Here is a 15,450-nt window from a genome sequence, read left to right as displayed (position 1 = left end):
ATTGATGCTAGAGTTCTGTTACCTTTCACGACCACCGATAGAAGTACCCTCCGATGAAATACTTACTCTCGTTTCTAGTCCTGCCTCTCGCCCTTACGATGACCGTTTCCTCCGTGTCAGGGGAGAGCGCCCGGGCCACCGCCGCTGAGCCCGTCACGATTGCTTTGGCCGATGGCAAGTTAACGCTCACCGCGCCCGCTGAGTGGAAAAAGGAACAGCCCAAGTCTCGCATTGTGCAGTATGAATTCTCGGCTCCCGCCAAGGAGGACAAGGGTAAAGAGGACGAAGAAGCTCAGGCTCGCATCACTATCATGGGGGCTGGCGGTTCGATCGACGCCAATATCGAACGCTGGAAGGGACAGTTTCAGGATGCTCCCAAAGATAAAACTAAAGTTGAAAAATTCGAGGTTGGCAAGAACACCGTACACTGGGTAGATATTCAAGGTAGTTTCAAGGATACCATGGGAGCGCCTCCATTTGCCGGGGTGCCACCGACCATTCGCAAGGACTACCGAATGCTGGGGGCGATCATCGTCACCGAAAATTCGGGACAGTACTTCATCAAGATGACCGGCCCGAATGCGGTGTGCGAAAAATTGGTCGAAGGTTTTAAGAAGATGCTCAAAGAACTCGAGGCCAAGTAGGTCCCCAGGCTATTGAGCGAGTCTCACGCCAATTCACGGGGTCGCGGGCGAGGCCAAGAGTTTCTGCAAAGTGCGGAGAAGGCCCAGGAATTGTTGCTGCGCAACAGCATCTTTCCACCGCGCCCGCCACGTCGACTGGCTCGGCTGCTGCAGCCACTCCAGTAGGCAGGTGGGACATGGTACTTGCATGCCCGTGGCGAACTGCATCGTCCGACCGGCAGTATCCGGCTAGGAGCGGAAGTGGCCTCCCGCTTCCACTTCTTGGTAACCAGCGGGGTACTTGCTCCCCAAATTCTCCTCACCCCTGTCTCCACGTAGAGAATGCTCCATGTCTCAATTCTTGCTTGCCTTAGACCAAGGCACTACCAGCTCGCGTGCTCTAGTCCTCAACTCTGATGGAGAGATCATTGCGGTAGCTCAAAAGGAGTTCACGCAGTTCTTCCCGAAACCAGGCTGGGTCGAGCACGACCCGGAAGAGATTTGGACGAGTCAGTTGTCGGTTGCCAAATCGGCGATCCGCAAAGCGAAGATCAAGCCGGGGCAAATTGCGGCGATCGGCATTACCAACCAACGCGAAACGACGGTTGTGTGGAATCGGCGGACCGGTCAACCGATTCACAATGCCATCGTGTGGCAGGATCGTCGAACGGCGGCGACTTGTGATCGCTTGCGGAAGAGTAAATCGGCCGAGCATTTGACCGCAGCCACCGGCTTGGTGATCGACGCTTATTTTTCCGGTACCAAACTCGCTTGGTTGCTCGATAACGTCAGTGGCGCGCGGGAGGCGGCCAAGGCGGGAGAACTAGCGTTCGGGACGATCGATACCTGGTTGATGTGGAAGCTCACCGGAGGAACCGCCGAAGCGGGGGCCGTGCATCTGACCGATTTCACAAACGCGTCTCGCACGATGCTGTTCGACATCCATACCGGTGAATGGGATGGCCAGCTGCTGAAGGCGTTGAAAGTACCCGCCGCAGTGTTGCCGGAAGTACGCTCTTCCAGCGAAGTGCTGTGCGAGACCAAGGCATCGATCTTAGGAGCCTCCATTCCAGTAGCTGGCGTGGCTGGCGACCAGCATGCGGCACTCTTCGGGCAGATGTGTACCGAACCTGGCATGGTCAAAAATACCTATGGCACCGGGTGCTTCATGCTCATGAACACCGGCAAAAAATCCAAGCCGTCGACCAACAACTTGCTCTCCACGACCGCTTGGAAGATTGGTGCCCAAGCGGAGTACGCCTTTGAAGGGAGCATCTTCGTCGCCGGTGCAGTCGTGCAATGGCTGCGGGATGGTTTGGGAATTATCAAACGCTCTTCGGACGTAGAGGCGTTGGCGGCGCAAGTGCCGGACAATGGCGGCGTGTACCTCGTGCCAGCCTTCGCGGGACTGGGGGCTCCTCACTGGGATGCGTACGCGCGTGGCTCCATCGCAGGGCTAACGCGTGGAGCCACCGGCGCCCACATTGCGCGCGCTGCCTTGGAAGCCATCGCCTACCAAACGGCCGATGTCTTGGATGCCATGAAGTCCGACGCGAAGCTTAAAATTAAGTCGCTTCGCGTGGATGGCGGAGCCGCCATGAATGACTTGCTGATGCAATTTCAAGCCGATATTTTAGGAGTGCCCGTGGTACGCCCTAAAGTGTTCGAATCGACGGCCCTGGGAGCCGCTTACTTGGCGGGGCTGGGAGTTGGAGTCTGGAAAGACAAGTCAGAATTGGCTGAAAAATGGCAAATTGATCGGACGTTTGAGCCCAGCATGAAAGCCAGCCAGGTCAAGGAGCTGCGCGCGGGGTGGCACAAAGCGCTAGAGCGTTCCAAGAATTGGGCGTAGGCATACCGAGTACTTCGGCGGTGCGACAAGTCGCTGGGCAAGGGGGGCCGGCAAGTCAACCGTTTGCTAGGCACACCGAAATGGGCATTCCAAACGATGCAGTAGCCTGTTTAGCTGGTGATACTGGGCCTCGCTCGACCAGACATTAATGGAGTTGAAACCGCGGAGGTAGCATCGCCTCTCGCTCAGCGAGTGTGACGTTAAAGCCCCCTTGGGTCCAGGAGTGGATTGTTCCAGTAGTAAAAAGCGTCCTGCAAAAAATTAACTGTCCGTTGCGCTCGAAACACCGCAAACCCATGGCGAGCCCGGCTAGGCTAGAATTGCATCTGCAATCGTCCGACCATGCCGCCACCGTACTTTGCCTGACAACACAACCTTCTAGATAGTCGAAACCTATGAATCGTGATCAGATGCTAGCGGCCCTTTCGGACCGCTCCAACCAGTGGGATGTCGTGGTAATCGGTGGCGGAGCAACCGGTCTGGGCGTGGCCCTCGATGCTCTCAGCCGAGGTCTTAAGACGCTGCTGGTGGAATCGCACGATTTTGCAAAGGGTACCTCCAGTCGTTCGACCAAATTGGTGCATGGTGGTGTCCGCTATCTGCGAAACGGGCAAGTCCGCATGGTACGCGAATCGCTCCATGAACGCGGACGCTTGTTAGCCAATGCGCCCCATGTGGTGCATCCTCTTCAGTTTGTGATACCTACTTACAGGACTGGAGAGAGTTGGTTCTACTACGCTGGTTTGAAAGCCTACGACCTGTTGGCGGGAAAACAAGGATTTGCACCGTCCCAGCTCCTGAGTACCGATCAAGCCACGGAACTGATTCCGACACTGGATCGCTCGCGCCTGCGTGGTGGTGTGCTTTACTCCGATGGCCAATTCGATGACGCGCGATTGTCCATCTCCCTAGCCCAATCTATCGTGGATCAAGGTGGAGTGGCTTGCAACTACATGCCGGTGATCAAGTTGGGACGTTTCAACGGTCGGACGAATTCAGCAGTGGTTCGCGATGAGGAGACAGGGCAGGAGCATGAAGTGCAGGGACGCGTGTTTGTCAATGCAACGGGGGTCTTCGGCGGCGCCATCATGCAACTCGACACGGCAGCTGCCAAATTCCCCAAGCAGAATCCCGATGCCCCGCACATCGTCCCGAGTCGCGGGTCGCATTTGGTCCTCGACCGTCATTTCTTGCCAGGGGACACCGCCATGTTGATTCCTGAGACGGATGATGGCCGAGTTTTGTTCGCGATCCCCTGGAATGGTCAAACTCTGATCGGAACCACCGATATTCAAGTTGAGAAGATCGACCGCGAACCTCGACCGACCGATGCCGAGATTGACTACATGTTGGCGCACACCGCCCGCTATCTAACCCAGGCGCCTCGGCGTGAGGATGTCAGGTCGGTATTTGCTGGCTTGCGTCCGCTGGTGGGCAGTTCCAACTCCAAACAGAGTTCGGCCAGCCTCTCTCGTGAGCATGAGATTCATGTGTCTGAAAGTGGAGTCATTTCCGTGATCGGTGGAAAGTGGACAACCTATCGCAAGATGGGGGAAGACGTGACGGATCTGGTAGAGAAGGTTGGCAATCTTCCCAAGCATGCATCGAGAACCGCTTATGCCAAGTTACACGGTGCTCCTGCTGGTGAGGAGTTGCAGTCGACCGAACAGGTCGCCTCGCCGGATGATGGGTTGCGCGTGTATGGTTCCGACGCGCCCGCAATCCGAGAAATGGCGGTGCGCGATCCCAAGCTGGCGGGCAACCTGTCAGCCAGTGAGAGAGTCATGGTCGCGCAAGTGGCGTGGGCGGTCGAGCATGAGATGGCTCGCACGGTGGAAGATGTCTTATCGCGCCGCACGCGTTTGCTGCTTCTGAACGCTGCGGAGGCATTGGCCGCCGCCGAGCAGACTGCAGCCATCATGGCCCCACTGCTCGATAAGGGGCCCGAGTGGCAGGCAGAGCAGGTAGCGACGTTCAGTGATTTGGTCCAAAACTACCTGGTCTGAGCTCCAGATCTATATGGCATCGCAATGCGGTGGGAAACATGGCATTGTCTACACTGCGCAATTATGCTCCAAGTCATTCAGTTGCGCAAGTCTTGGAAAAACAGGCCACCGGCTATGGGGTTGGTTCAGCGTTTCGGAGCAACTGTTCGCACAACAAAAGAGCGCGACCATTGTGGTAGGCTCCGTGCCACATGCTACTACGACTGGGATGCTCCACTAGTGATCCATCGGGATTGAGAGTCGCCCACCAACCTCCCTGCGATGCGATTTGGTAGGTGGTAACGAAATCAAAGGTGCGGTCAAACGCTTCGCGATACTTGCGATCACCCGTGAATTGCTGCATCGTCAGCAAGGCTACTAAAGCTTCGGACTGAGTCCACCACTCCTTCTTGCGATCATCGCTCGGTTTTGAGAGAGGCCCGGTGTAGAACAGCCCCCCGTGTTCCTCGTCAAAACCATATTCCAGGGCGTTATCGGTTAGCCCCGTTGCCCACCCTCGCAACATCGCTGGCGGCATTCCCAGGGCTTGGGCTGCGTCGAGTACGAGCCACACGCATTCGACGTCGTGGCCGTAACTGGCTCGCAGATTCTTGGGCGTTCGGATCATGGACCAATCGGGATTCCAACCATCTAGGTTGCAGGCCACGTTGGGGTGTTTTACCGACACCGTATTGATTTGCACCAGTTCCAACAGCCGCTCTCGGACGGTTTCATCGCCGCTTGAGCGGTATAGCGATGTGAAGGCCTCTAGCAGATGCAAGTGCGAGTTGTAGGTCTTGGTGCCTATCGCCCCGATGTATCCCGATTCATTCTCGTCGGTGATCTCGCGCCAGTCTTCATAGAAGAACTCGGTGTAACCCCCATGCTGCTGGTCGTGGCAGTGTGTTTCGAGTACTTGAAAAAGAGCAATGGCTTGGTCGAGCGGTTCAGGATCTCCCGACGCTTCGGAGTAGGCTACCAAGGAGTAGATTACGAACGACAGTGGATACACATGTTTTCTTCGGTCAATTGGCCTGCCGTCACGGGTGACCTTAGTAAAGTAGCCGCCGTGGCGTTGGTCCTGAAAGTGTTGGATCAAGAATTGGTAGCCCGTGAGGGCTGCCGCTAACGATTCCTTGGTGCGGATACCGGCCTTGGCCAGGGAACTAAAGAACCAGACCTGCCGCGCTTGCAAGGTCAGAAATTTTTCCTCTCCCAGAAATTCCCCCTTGTCGTTGACGTTCTCCAGGTAGCCGCCGAACTGCTGATCGATGCAGTGTGGCAAATAGAAGTCGACGATCGAACTCTCCAGCAACGATCGACACTCCGCGGCCGTCGTGGGCGTCCGCTCCTGCGCGAAAACGGTGAGCGAGGTGATTAGGGGAAGGAACGCTGCTAGGATGGCACGCAACATGATTTGTTCTGGGGGTAGGGGGAAAGGAAGTTGGGATCAATATCGCTGAAGCAATTCAAGCATCTTTCGGTCCAGCAGATGGCCTTGGAAGTTCTCGTACTCCACGTCGGTACGTTCGCTGTCGAGTACACCAAAAGAGCCTCGGAAATTCCAGAGCGCCCATCCCATGTCGCACCGTTTCCAATTCGCCAAGGCATCTTCCATCCACGCTAGTGTTACCTCATGTGGCGTACGGTTAAAGCAACCGAATTCGCCTACAACCACTCCGATCCCTTTTTCCTTGGCCTGAAACCAGGGCAATACGGTAGAATCGTAGAGCCACTGTCGATCGTGCAGCTGCTCGGTTAGAAACACGTTTGGGGTCGCTTGCGGTGAGTAGGTTATCGTGCTGGCGGATTGTCCCCACTGCGGATCGATTGCAATACTATGTTCCCGAGAATCATCGGTATCCTCGCTCCTCAACCCTAACTCCGTGACAGTCAACCAGTCTCCTTCGACAACCCTCGCAACAATGCGTTGAGTGCCTGCAGGCACGCTCATTCGGTAGTCGCGGTCGTAGAGATTCTGGTAGTTATCCCATTGGGCTTGGTAGCTCGCTTCTTTCCACTCGCCTAAGCCCGGTCCCGGCGTAAACGTTTTCTCAAAAATAGTGCTGCCGTCGGCGGTGACGACCAACACGGCTTGGGTGGAGACCGTCCCGACTCGCAAACGCATCGAGGTCGGTGCGGAAAAAGTACCCTTGATCACCAAAGTACGTTGTTGATCGGCAGGGATGTCGGGCTTGGTCTCAGAGACCAGCAGACCGTAAGCCTTCATCTGGGGCCATTGGGGGACGGGAAAGCGATCTGCGTCGGCCACCCAGCTAGCCTGGTAGTGAGTAAGCTCGAACGGCGTGTAGCCACGCGTAGCCTGAGCAATGTTCAGGTCCGCGAACTCGTAGACTGGCTTCAGACCCCATGCAAGTCCATCGGAGATGATCAAACGCTGTGGATCTTCAGCGCGAATCGCGGCTACCACTTCGCGTACAACCGTGTAGAAGGCTGCTCCCACATCCTCCGGGGGTTCGTTGAACAAGTTGAAACTGAGTTGTTCGTTGGGAATGCCTCGATAACGCTTCGCAAACGTGGCCCAATGCCGCTTGCAAACGGCCTGGGTTGCTGTGTCGGTCCACAGATCGGTCGGCTCTGGCGGTGATGCAACGGTATAGCCCGGTGCGCGATGGAAATTAATACAAACATGAATTCCATACTTGTGACCGTAGTTCACGGCGCGGTCGATTTCCTGCAATTGTGACTCGTCAAACTGATTCCAATCACCTTGGTCGGTCCAGATTCGATAGTCCAGAGGGAGACGCACGAAGTTGAATCCCAGTTCGTGGATCATTCGAAAATCGTCTTCAACGAATGGTTGATTGGACCAATCCTTATGGAACTTTTCCAACAAGTTGAATCCACGCCATCGCGGCAGCTCGGCAGCGGTCGCCCTTGGCAGCGAGGCCGACCGGGCTACCTCTACGCTCTGAGCCAAGCTAGGAACTGAATATTGCAGACCGCTAGCAACCCAAAAAGTCAGCAAGATGCTCATGCATCGGGTCGTTCTACACGTGGCAGTCAAAAGTTTGGGGAGGATGGAAATGAGCACTCGGTGCCTCTGCAGATCTCAATAGATGTTTGCTACCGTCTCTAGTTTACTCTTATTCACCGTGGGTTGGTGGCAGCTGAGAAAGCTGAGTCTTTGAGAATCGCGTCACACGAACGAAAATCTCGCAGGCAAAAATTTTGGATTTTAGGGCGGCCGCGTGGGAAAATCCAAGACGGTTGGCGTCACAATCATAGATCCACCACGCAACTCGAACTCCTGAACGCTCAATCTTGACCTGCTAAACGGACACCATGTTAGACCTCGAAGATATCGAGAGCGTTTGGGCTCAATACTCTGAGAAACTGGTGCTGATCCTGCGTTCATATGGTGGACCCATTGATGATGCGGTGCAAGAGGCGTTCATCGCCTTGTCTGGCCTCGATGAGCTGCCGGAGTGCCCATTGCTTGGTTGGTTACGGTAGGGCGCAACCGCCTCATCCAGTGGCAACGCGGTGAACGCAGGCGATTGGGGCGACAGGCAAAGGCGGCAAGGAATTGGTTGGTCGGCGGAGTCTCCGAGTCGGAGTTCGACACCGACGATATTTCCGGCGCACTATGCAAAATTCCCGATTCGCAAGCGCAGATTATCACGATGCGAATTTGGGGAGAAATGACCTTTGAGCAGATCGCGACTATCCTTGGTAAGTCGCTGTCTAGCACCCACCGCAGCTACCTGCAGGGCCTGACCTTGCTTCGACAGGAATTAAGTGGAGTTCCACTCGATGAACAGTGATATGAACAACGAATGGGAAGACGCGTCCCCAGAACTGCTCGATTTTGCTGAGAATCTTAAGCAGTTCTCGTTCACACCCACAAGCGGATTGGCGCCCCGAGTTGGTAAACGGGCTGCAACTGGAAATAGCGTACATCGGCCAAGGCTGGCTACTACGATTCCCTGGGAACGCTATGCTTGGGTGGCGACTGTTGGAATAGCGTTTTGTACGGGACTCTGGACGCACCGGTCGGCGACATCGCCAGTGGACGACCAGTCACCGATCAGCCAAATGTCGTTTGATTCAAAGAATCCCAGTATGCCGGTCGATGAGGCTTCCGCTAAGACGAGCTCATCGCTGGAAGAGACGTCTGCTGTGAGTTCGGCAAGTTTCGACGCAATCAATCACGCGGCTGTGGCCTGGCTGGTCGGTGCAAACTCGTCTCCTCGGTTTGTGTACGACCAGCGAGACCCTTTGACTTATTGGGTTCCAGAACCTACCCGAGCAGCTATGCCGAGTGCTAGACGTCTGGCTTCACGAGCAGAATTGCTTTCCGAAATCGTCCCAGGCCCTGTTAGCAGGTCTTCCAAAAATTTTTCATCCAGTTGGACCGAATGGTTTTCAAACGACTAAAGGCAGCTGCAACTCACGTTCAACGTGTGGGGGCCAGAATTCAATATTAGGAGTGTTGCGATGTTATTTCAGTACGGTAATCTTGGGCGCGTCCTACGTGCATGTACTACTATCTGCTGCATGCTGTGGCTCAGTGCTCCGTGCAACGCACAGATCATGATCTGGAAGCCGAATCAAACCGAATTTCCAGCACCAGCACCAGCCGCGGCTGCGGAGCCGCATTTGCTCACGATCAGCGCGACAGCTGAACCCCAGCCGAGTCTTAAGTATCGTTTCCGTGAATCAGCGGTCCTTCGCCAACCGGGCTCCGCCGGTGAAATTCTTTCCCGCGCTCGATACGCCAGTCTTCAAATTCCCGACGCCGCGGACTTGCAGCAGCAGTACACTGCCAATTCGGCTCAATGGCATGAAGCTCCCTTAGCAGAATTGCTGGATTCCGACCTGAGCGACTATCTTGCAGCCAACGCTCAGGTAATCAAATTGGTCCGTGCAGCAACTCGACGTGCGCGAATTGAACTGAGACAGGATGTCGAACTCGATGCCGAAGTTGGTGAAGCGATCGATCTTAGCCTAGTCCAGGATTATCGTCATTTTGCCCGCCTGCTATTTCTTCAAGCGAGATGGGAGCTGGCAAACGATCGTTTTGATGAAGCGATTGAATGCGTGGGGACCGGCTTCCGATTGGCGGAAATTCTCGAATTTCAGAAACCCAGCGTAATTTCCAAACTGGTCGAAATCGCCATCCGCGGTCTGATGCTATCTGCGGTTGAGGAACTTGTTCAGCAACCTGCTTGCCCCAACCTGTATTGGGCTTTGGCGTCTGTCCCAGATTCGTACTGGAATCCTGCCGACAGCTTGGATGGTGAACTGGTTTATCAGAATGAACAGCTGGGGCCACTGATGGAGCCCTTGGACTCCGACGTCGGCCGCGAGGATGTCAACGAACGACTGATCCAAGCTGTTTCCATTGTGCCTGAGGTACTCATGGATGAATCTCAGTTAGAACGTCCCCAAGCAGAGTTGATGGCTGGAGCAACGGTGTTGCTTTTTACCGACAAAGGACGAGAAGAATTGATTGACCACGGGATTGATCCCAGGCAGGTCGGCGAAATGTTGCCCGCGGCGGTGGTTCTTGAAAGCACGCGGATCGGCTTTGCCGAATCGCGAGACGCTGTATTCAAATGGGCCCTGCTGCCGAACGCGGAAGAGGAAATGATGGAGTCGTTTCCACAATTTTCTAATCCGCGAGCATTTCTAAGCCCCGGCAAGGTTTTGTTGGGAGGACTTCTTCCCAGCATTCAAGCGGTTCAAAACGCTAGCCGCAGAGGTTTCACGATTCATCGTCGTGCCATGCTTATCGAGGCTCTGCGTGCGTATGCAGCACAAGCGAGAGAGCTGCCAGTGTCACTTGAGAACTTGGAGCCGTTGCCAGCTCCCATCAATCCACAGACTGGGCAATTGTTCGAATACAACCGCTCCTCGACACACGAAGCGACCATCCGAAATCTTCCTCTGTATCCAGGCGATCAACAGACAGAAACCGTTGTTTCCCTACGAAGGGAATAGTCGCGTTCAACACTTCGTAAACGACGAGCATTGTTCAGACAATACAACCGAATTGGGAGTTTAAATTCTTATGGATCACTTAAAAAGAACCGCGATTGCCATCACCTTCCTCTGTATGTCTACAGTCCCTCTGCGAGCCGCGGATCTGACGTCGCTCCTCGATCCCAACGCCTGCCTGTTGTTGCGCATCGACGTTGCCAAGATTGAGGTCCCGCAATTGTTCGAAGTTGTGAATCCCATTGTGGGAGAGCAAAACAAACCGCAGATGTTGTCCGCACAAGTGCTCCTTGCTGGTGTACTGCAATCCCTGCGCGATGCAAAAGTCGAAGAACTGTACGTCAGTCTTGCCACGCAGGACCTGAGTGACTCCTTTCCGGCCTTGATTATTCCCAGTTCACAGCCCGCTCGAGTGCAGGAGGTTGTGGAGTCGTTGTTAGCTATGGTGCCGCCTGAACTAGAACTGCACCTGCACCAACACCCGCTCGGAGTGGTCGTCGCTCAATCAAAAACGTGGCAACGAATGGTTGCTCAAGCCAATGTGCAAGCCAGTGGGCTCAGATCGCACTATCAAGACTACTCTGATGCCACGATGAACGCCACGCTAGGTTTCAACCAAGACGTGAAAGATGCCGTGGTTGACGTATGGCCCGACCAATTGCCAGCGGAATTGAGGCTTCCACTTTCGCCACGCAGGTTAATGCGAGACGTTGATGCTCTCAGTCTGGTGTGCGAGATGCGGTCGCAGTTTTCGCTATCAGTCGTGGCAGCTTGTCGCGATGCAACTTCGGCAGCACAGATGACGAGCGAATTGCAACCCGTGCTGCAATCCGCTGGACTAGAGCTCAAGCAAGTAGACTCCTCCCTGTCGGTCGACATTGATCAAGAATGGTTGAACAAACTGCTGAGGCCACTCTTCCATTCTGGAAAACTTAGTACGCCTCGGATGCAAGTCAGCAATAATATGAAGAGGATTGCCATGGCTCTCCACAATTTTCACAGTGCTTTTGAAGCGTGTCCACCTCGGATGACCGTCGACGAGAGCGGCCGTGAGCTGTTGAGTTGGCGAGTCTTTTTATTGCCTTACCTGGGCGAAGAAGCGTTGTACAAGCAGTTCCGCTTGAATGAACCGTGGGACAGTCCCCACAATCGTACTTTGGTCGACAAGATGCCTGCGGTGTTCGCCGACGTGGGGAATTCCAATCTTCCGTCTGGCCACACTCGTCTGCAAGTAGTGCTGACGGACGGAAGTGTCTGGGATGGCAACGATGATCGTTTGCTCCAGTTTCAGGATATCACCGATGGAAACTCGAACACGGTCTTCTTTCTGGTGGCACCCGAAGATAGATCGGTCGTGTGGAGTCAGCCCGCCGATTTTGAAGTGAGTCGCGAAGGGTTGGTGGACGCGGTTTTTGCAGGCCGGGAGAGTGTGCTGGCAGCATATTTTGATAGCAGTATTCGCCCGATAAAGCTCGAGGACTCGGAACGACTGCATGCTCAACTCACGGGCAACGGCGGCAAACGATGAGTCGTGTGGGGAGCCTATTTGGCGCGGGGCTCAGCCCATGTTTAGGTCGCGTTGTGAGCTAGCGCGTTATGAGCTAGCATGAGGAGCAGCTGATCTCTTGAGATCGAAGTGCTCTTGGGGGAGCAATGCCATTGGCCCTTGGTGGATGTGTAACCGTTCACGACCTTCCTTATCCACTTACAATTTCAACCGTTGCTTCAGGTTGGAGTTTAAGTCGTTGACAACAACGGCGAACGGTTTCGAAGCATCCAGGCGGACGTTTTGACATGAAGATGGGGGCAGGAAGATGAATTGCTCTGGCTATTTTCCTGCCAACAACATTCTCTGCTGCACCCGACTCGCCCCGAGCCAAGCTCAACAGCGCGGAGTAATACTAAGCAAGCTCACCGCTGCGAAGCATTTAGTCGGTCGTTCGCGACCTTCCTCATCCACCAGGCAGCTTCAACCATTGCTTCAGGTTCGATCTTAAGTTGCAGACAACCGTGAACGGTTACAAGGTAAGACGCGAGACCAAACTCTGGCCTCACTTCCAGCCCCCTCCTTTCGCTTCTTTCGTGTATTTCGCGGTTGTTAATCGGCTGTCCTGTTGGCCAGCCGGTCACACTACGCCTGACCAACACTCCCACAAGCAAGCTCAAGCAAATCAAAACTTGCGCAGACAAATGTCATTCGCCCCCCCCTGAACTTCCCTAGTCCCAGGATAGATAACCGCGAAAGAAGCCAAATATGCGAAAAGAAAAAGTAACTGTTCACGACCTTCCTTATCCACTTACAATTTCAACCGTTGCTTCAGGTTGGAGTTTAAGTCGTTGACAACAACGGCGAACGGTTTCAAAGCATCCAGGCGGACGTTTTGACAGGAAGATGGGGGCAGGAAGATGAATTGCTCTGGCTATCTTCCTGCCAACATCTTGCTGCCAAATACATTCTCTGCTGCACCCGACTCGCCCCGAGCCAAGCTCAACAGCGCGGAGTAATACTAAGCAAGCTCACCGCCGCGAAGCATTTAGTCGGTCGTTCGCGACCTTCCTCATCCACCAGGCAGCTTCAACCGTTGCTTCAGGTTCGATCTTAAGTTGCAGACAACCGTGAACGGTTACAAGGTAAGACGCGAGACCAAACTCTGGCCTCACTTCCAGCCTCCTCCATTCGCTTCTTTCGTTTAATTCGCGGTTGTCAATCTGCTCTCCAGCTGGCCAGCCGGACACACCACGCCTGACCAACACTCCCACAAGCAAGCTCAAGCAAATCGAAACTTGCACAGACAATATCACTCGCCCCCCCTCTGAACCTTCCCAGTCCCAGGATAGATAACCGCGAAAGACGCCAAATACGCGAAAAGAAAAAGTAACCGTTCACGACCTTCCTTGTCCACTTACAGCTTCATCCGTTGCTTCAGGTTTGAGCTTAAGTTGCAGACAACCGTGAACGGTTACGTTGATGTTCGCTTAGCATGCACGGTCAAGCTGTTAAGTATTGAAAACACTGGCGAGCCAGTGCCACGCTAGAGAGCACCGTGATTCCGACTTACAGTCATTCCTGTGGCGGCGGCATGCCTTTCCTAAGCTTTACCCACAAGTCTTTCAACGGCTGAACTTCACCGATTTGGGGTTGCCAATCGGCGAACATCAGACGGTCTAGAAATTGAGCGGCTTGGACGGGGGAGTCTCCTAGGCTGGCTGCTCGACGACTCAGAATACGGGCGAACTCGGCAGCCGTTTGTTCCTCTTGACGCCGCATGCCATGCTCGGCTCCCCAAGCTTCCAAGGCTGCGAACGAATGCGTGACGATCTGTGCAGGCGACAGCCTTTGACTTGAAGTCGAAAAGGGATCAACGTAGGTTGCAAACGGACGCGGTGGAGTGCGGGGCTTGAAGTTTTTTTCGACTTGAGGATCTTCGTCGGCAGGGAAGGCTCGGTCGCCCCTTCCGAATAGACTGCCCCAGAGTCTTAGTATTTCTTGCCAAAGCTTACGCAATTCTCCTGGATGCGTAATCAGATAGAGTAGGATGAGCGCCGCAAGTATGGCGATCGCAATCCATTTGAAAAGATTTGGATCGAGGCCCATCCAGTCGGGCCACGACAGGGGTGAAGAAGAACCGGTGTGTTGATCGGGAGTCCGAGAGGTCTCTTGCGGTGCATCGGTCTGGGGAGAGTTGGGAGTTTCTTGAGAGGCGGAGTCTTGCGGTTCCGCTGGAGAGTTGGAGTCACGGGCAGCCCGGTCGTCCGACGGCGCATCGCCGTCGTTTGTTGCCTGGGTGGGAGATTTGTCCGGTGATGAGGATTGTTCGCGAGGATTTTGAGTGTTGGAAGACTTCTCAGCCGCTGACGGTTGCGTGTCGGAGGCGGACGGCGGTGGAGAGTCGGAGGAGCTTGAGCTTGAGCTGGGCTCTGAGGGGGATGAGGATTGGTCACTGGACTCCCCCGCTTGCTTGGGGGAATCTTGACTGGCTTGGTCGCTAGCCTCCGGATTTCCTTTCCCCTCGGGATCCGCAGAGCCGGTGGGTGGTCCATCTTGCCCGGTTGTTTGGGCATTCTGTTCGGTTTGCGAATCCTTAGTCTGTCCCTCTTTTCCCCATCCCCAGCGATTGGTTTGCAGGTTCTCTGCCGACGTGAAGTGCAGCGGCCATCCGACCAGGCCTAACGAGTAGCCCGGCAGTGGTAAAAGCGAGGCGACTGCCAGAATCGTCGCAATCCCCAGGAAGCCCGCACCCAACCAATTGGCGTTCATTGCGGCGGGCATTTCCACTCCCTTTTGCCGAAGATATCGTCGCATACCCAGAAACGAAGTGGTGACCAACAGGCATAGTGCACAGCCCAAGTAGCCCACCAGGAAATAGAAAGCGGCCTGTCGCGGCCCCGCTTCGGGGATGGCTAGCTGGCCAATGCCAAATAAGGGAAAGGCGAGCAATGCGAAATAGAGCACCCAGACTCCCGGATTGTGCTTGCGGCGCTTCGATTTGGACTTGCTGGCCGTAGCGGTGGATAGGGCGTTGCTAGGGGCAGGGAGATTCACGCTGGTCGTACGCTGAGCCGGATCTTTGCGGAGCATTCCCAGCGACTGTAGCAGACCTTCTTGCTGACTTGCGTCGCGATCATCGACCAGAGTGCAGTCGAAGGTGATGCGGTCGGCCAAGTACCACACCAGGGCCAGCAAGCCGAGGTTGAGTAGCCATCCGATGGGAGCCAATGGGCCGCTCACGTGCACAAAGCGAAAGATGGCCAAGCTGGCAACCAGGGCGAGTGGAGCACTAAACAGAAAGGCATATCGCCGACCACTTTCGATCGCGATGCGGGCGATCAACACCGTCGCCACCGTGAACAACCCCAGAAGGTACATCAGCCGGATATCGTAAGCACCTCGATAGAAGGCGATGACCAGGAAGAATGCGAGGCAGGCAATCATGCCAATAATCAACGCGGGAGCCAAGGCTACGACGCAGGCGTCAATCGCAGTGGGGTGCTGTTTTTCTATTGTTTTGCGACTTGTTGTCATCTG

10 protein-coding genes are annotated in these 15,450 nt (G+C 54.9%); 7 read left to right on the top strand and 3 right to left on the bottom strand.

Features of this window, described 5'->3' with window-relative positions:
- The first annotated feature begins 53 nt into the window (after positions 1-53).
- The 3 genes from Q31a_RS09520 to Q31a_RS09510 all read left to right on the top strand — a co-directional run bounded on the left by Q31a_RS09520 (position 54) and on the right by Q31a_RS09510 (position 4,481).
- Entirely contained in the window at positions 54-644 is a 591-nt protein-coding gene (locus Q31a_RS09520; protein WP_145076967.1) for a hypothetical protein, read from the top strand.
- A gap of 328 nt (positions 645-972) precedes the next feature.
- The gene (glpK, locus tag Q31a_RS09515; RefSeq protein WP_145076965.1) at positions 973-2,475 is read left to right on the top strand and encodes a glycerol kinase GlpK; all 1,503 of its coding nucleotides are present in this window, start codon (positions 973-975) and stop codon (positions 2,473-2,475) included.
- Between the two features lie 395 nt (positions 2,476-2,870).
- A complete protein-coding gene (locus Q31a_RS09510) occupies positions 2,871-4,481 on the top strand; it encodes a glycerol-3-phosphate dehydrogenase/oxidase (RefSeq protein WP_145076962.1) in 1,611 nt (536 codons plus the stop codon).
- Between the two features lie 112 nt (positions 4,482-4,593).
- Here the strand turns inward: Q31a_RS09510 and Q31a_RS09505 are convergent, their stop codons facing one another.
- On the bottom strand, positions 4,594-5,874 hold the full coding sequence (locus Q31a_RS09505; RefSeq protein ID WP_145076960.1) for an AGE family epimerase/isomerase: 1,281 nt from the start codon (positions 5,872-5,874) through the stop codon (positions 4,594-4,596).
- A gap of 36 nt (positions 5,875-5,910) precedes the next feature.
- Positions 5,911-7,458, bottom strand: a complete 1,548-nt coding sequence (locus tag Q31a_RS09500; RefSeq protein ID WP_145076958.1) for a glycoside hydrolase family 5 protein — start codon at positions 7,456-7,458, stop codon at positions 5,911-5,913.
- Between the two features lie 308 nt (positions 7,459-7,766).
- Here Q31a_RS09500 and Q31a_RS30100 point away from each other — a divergent pair, with 308 nt between their 5' ends.
- The 4 genes from Q31a_RS30100 to Q31a_RS09480 all read left to right on the top strand — a co-directional run bounded on the left by Q31a_RS30100 (position 7,767) and on the right by Q31a_RS09480 (position 11,952).
- Positions 7,767-7,937 (top strand): hypothetical protein, encoded by a 171-nt coding sequence (locus tag Q31a_RS30100; RefSeq protein WP_197356567.1) that lies wholly within the window; start codon positions 7,767-7,769, stop codon positions 7,935-7,937.
- The gene (locus Q31a_RS09495; RefSeq protein ID WP_145076956.1) at positions 7,910-8,248 is read left to right on the top strand and encodes an RNA polymerase sigma factor; all 339 of its coding nucleotides are present in this window, start codon (positions 7,910-7,912) and stop codon (positions 8,246-8,248) included. The genes Q31a_RS30100 and Q31a_RS09495 overlap by 28 nt, the downstream gene beginning before the upstream one ends.
- A 673-nt stretch (positions 8,249-8,921) precedes the next feature.
- On the top strand, positions 8,922-10,427 hold the full coding sequence (locus Q31a_RS09485) for a hypothetical protein (protein WP_145076952.1): 1,506 nt from the start codon (positions 8,922-8,924) through the stop codon (positions 10,425-10,427).
- A gap of 70 nt (positions 10,428-10,497) precedes the next feature.
- Positions 10,498-11,952 (top strand): DUF1559 family PulG-like putative transporter, encoded by a 1,455-nt coding sequence (locus Q31a_RS09480; RefSeq protein WP_145076950.1) that lies wholly within the window; start codon positions 10,498-10,500, stop codon positions 11,950-11,952.
- Positions 11,953-13,485: 1,533 nt separating this feature from the next.
- On the opposite strand, the gene Q31a_RS09475 is transcribed toward Q31a_RS09480, so the two are convergent.
- On the bottom strand, positions 13,486-15,447 hold the full coding sequence (locus Q31a_RS09475) for a DUF4129 domain-containing protein (protein WP_145076947.1): 1,962 nt from the start codon (positions 15,445-15,447) through the stop codon (positions 13,486-13,488).
- Positions 15,448-15,450: the final 3 nt, after the last annotated feature.

The sequence above is a fragment of the Aureliella helgolandensis genome, assembly GCF_007752135.1.
GTDB lineage: Bacteria > Planctomycetota > Planctomycetia > Pirellulales > Pirellulaceae > Aureliella > Aureliella helgolandensis.
The sequence above is the reverse complement of the archived record's forward strand: the minus strand, read 5'-3'. Positions and strand labels throughout refer to the sequence as shown.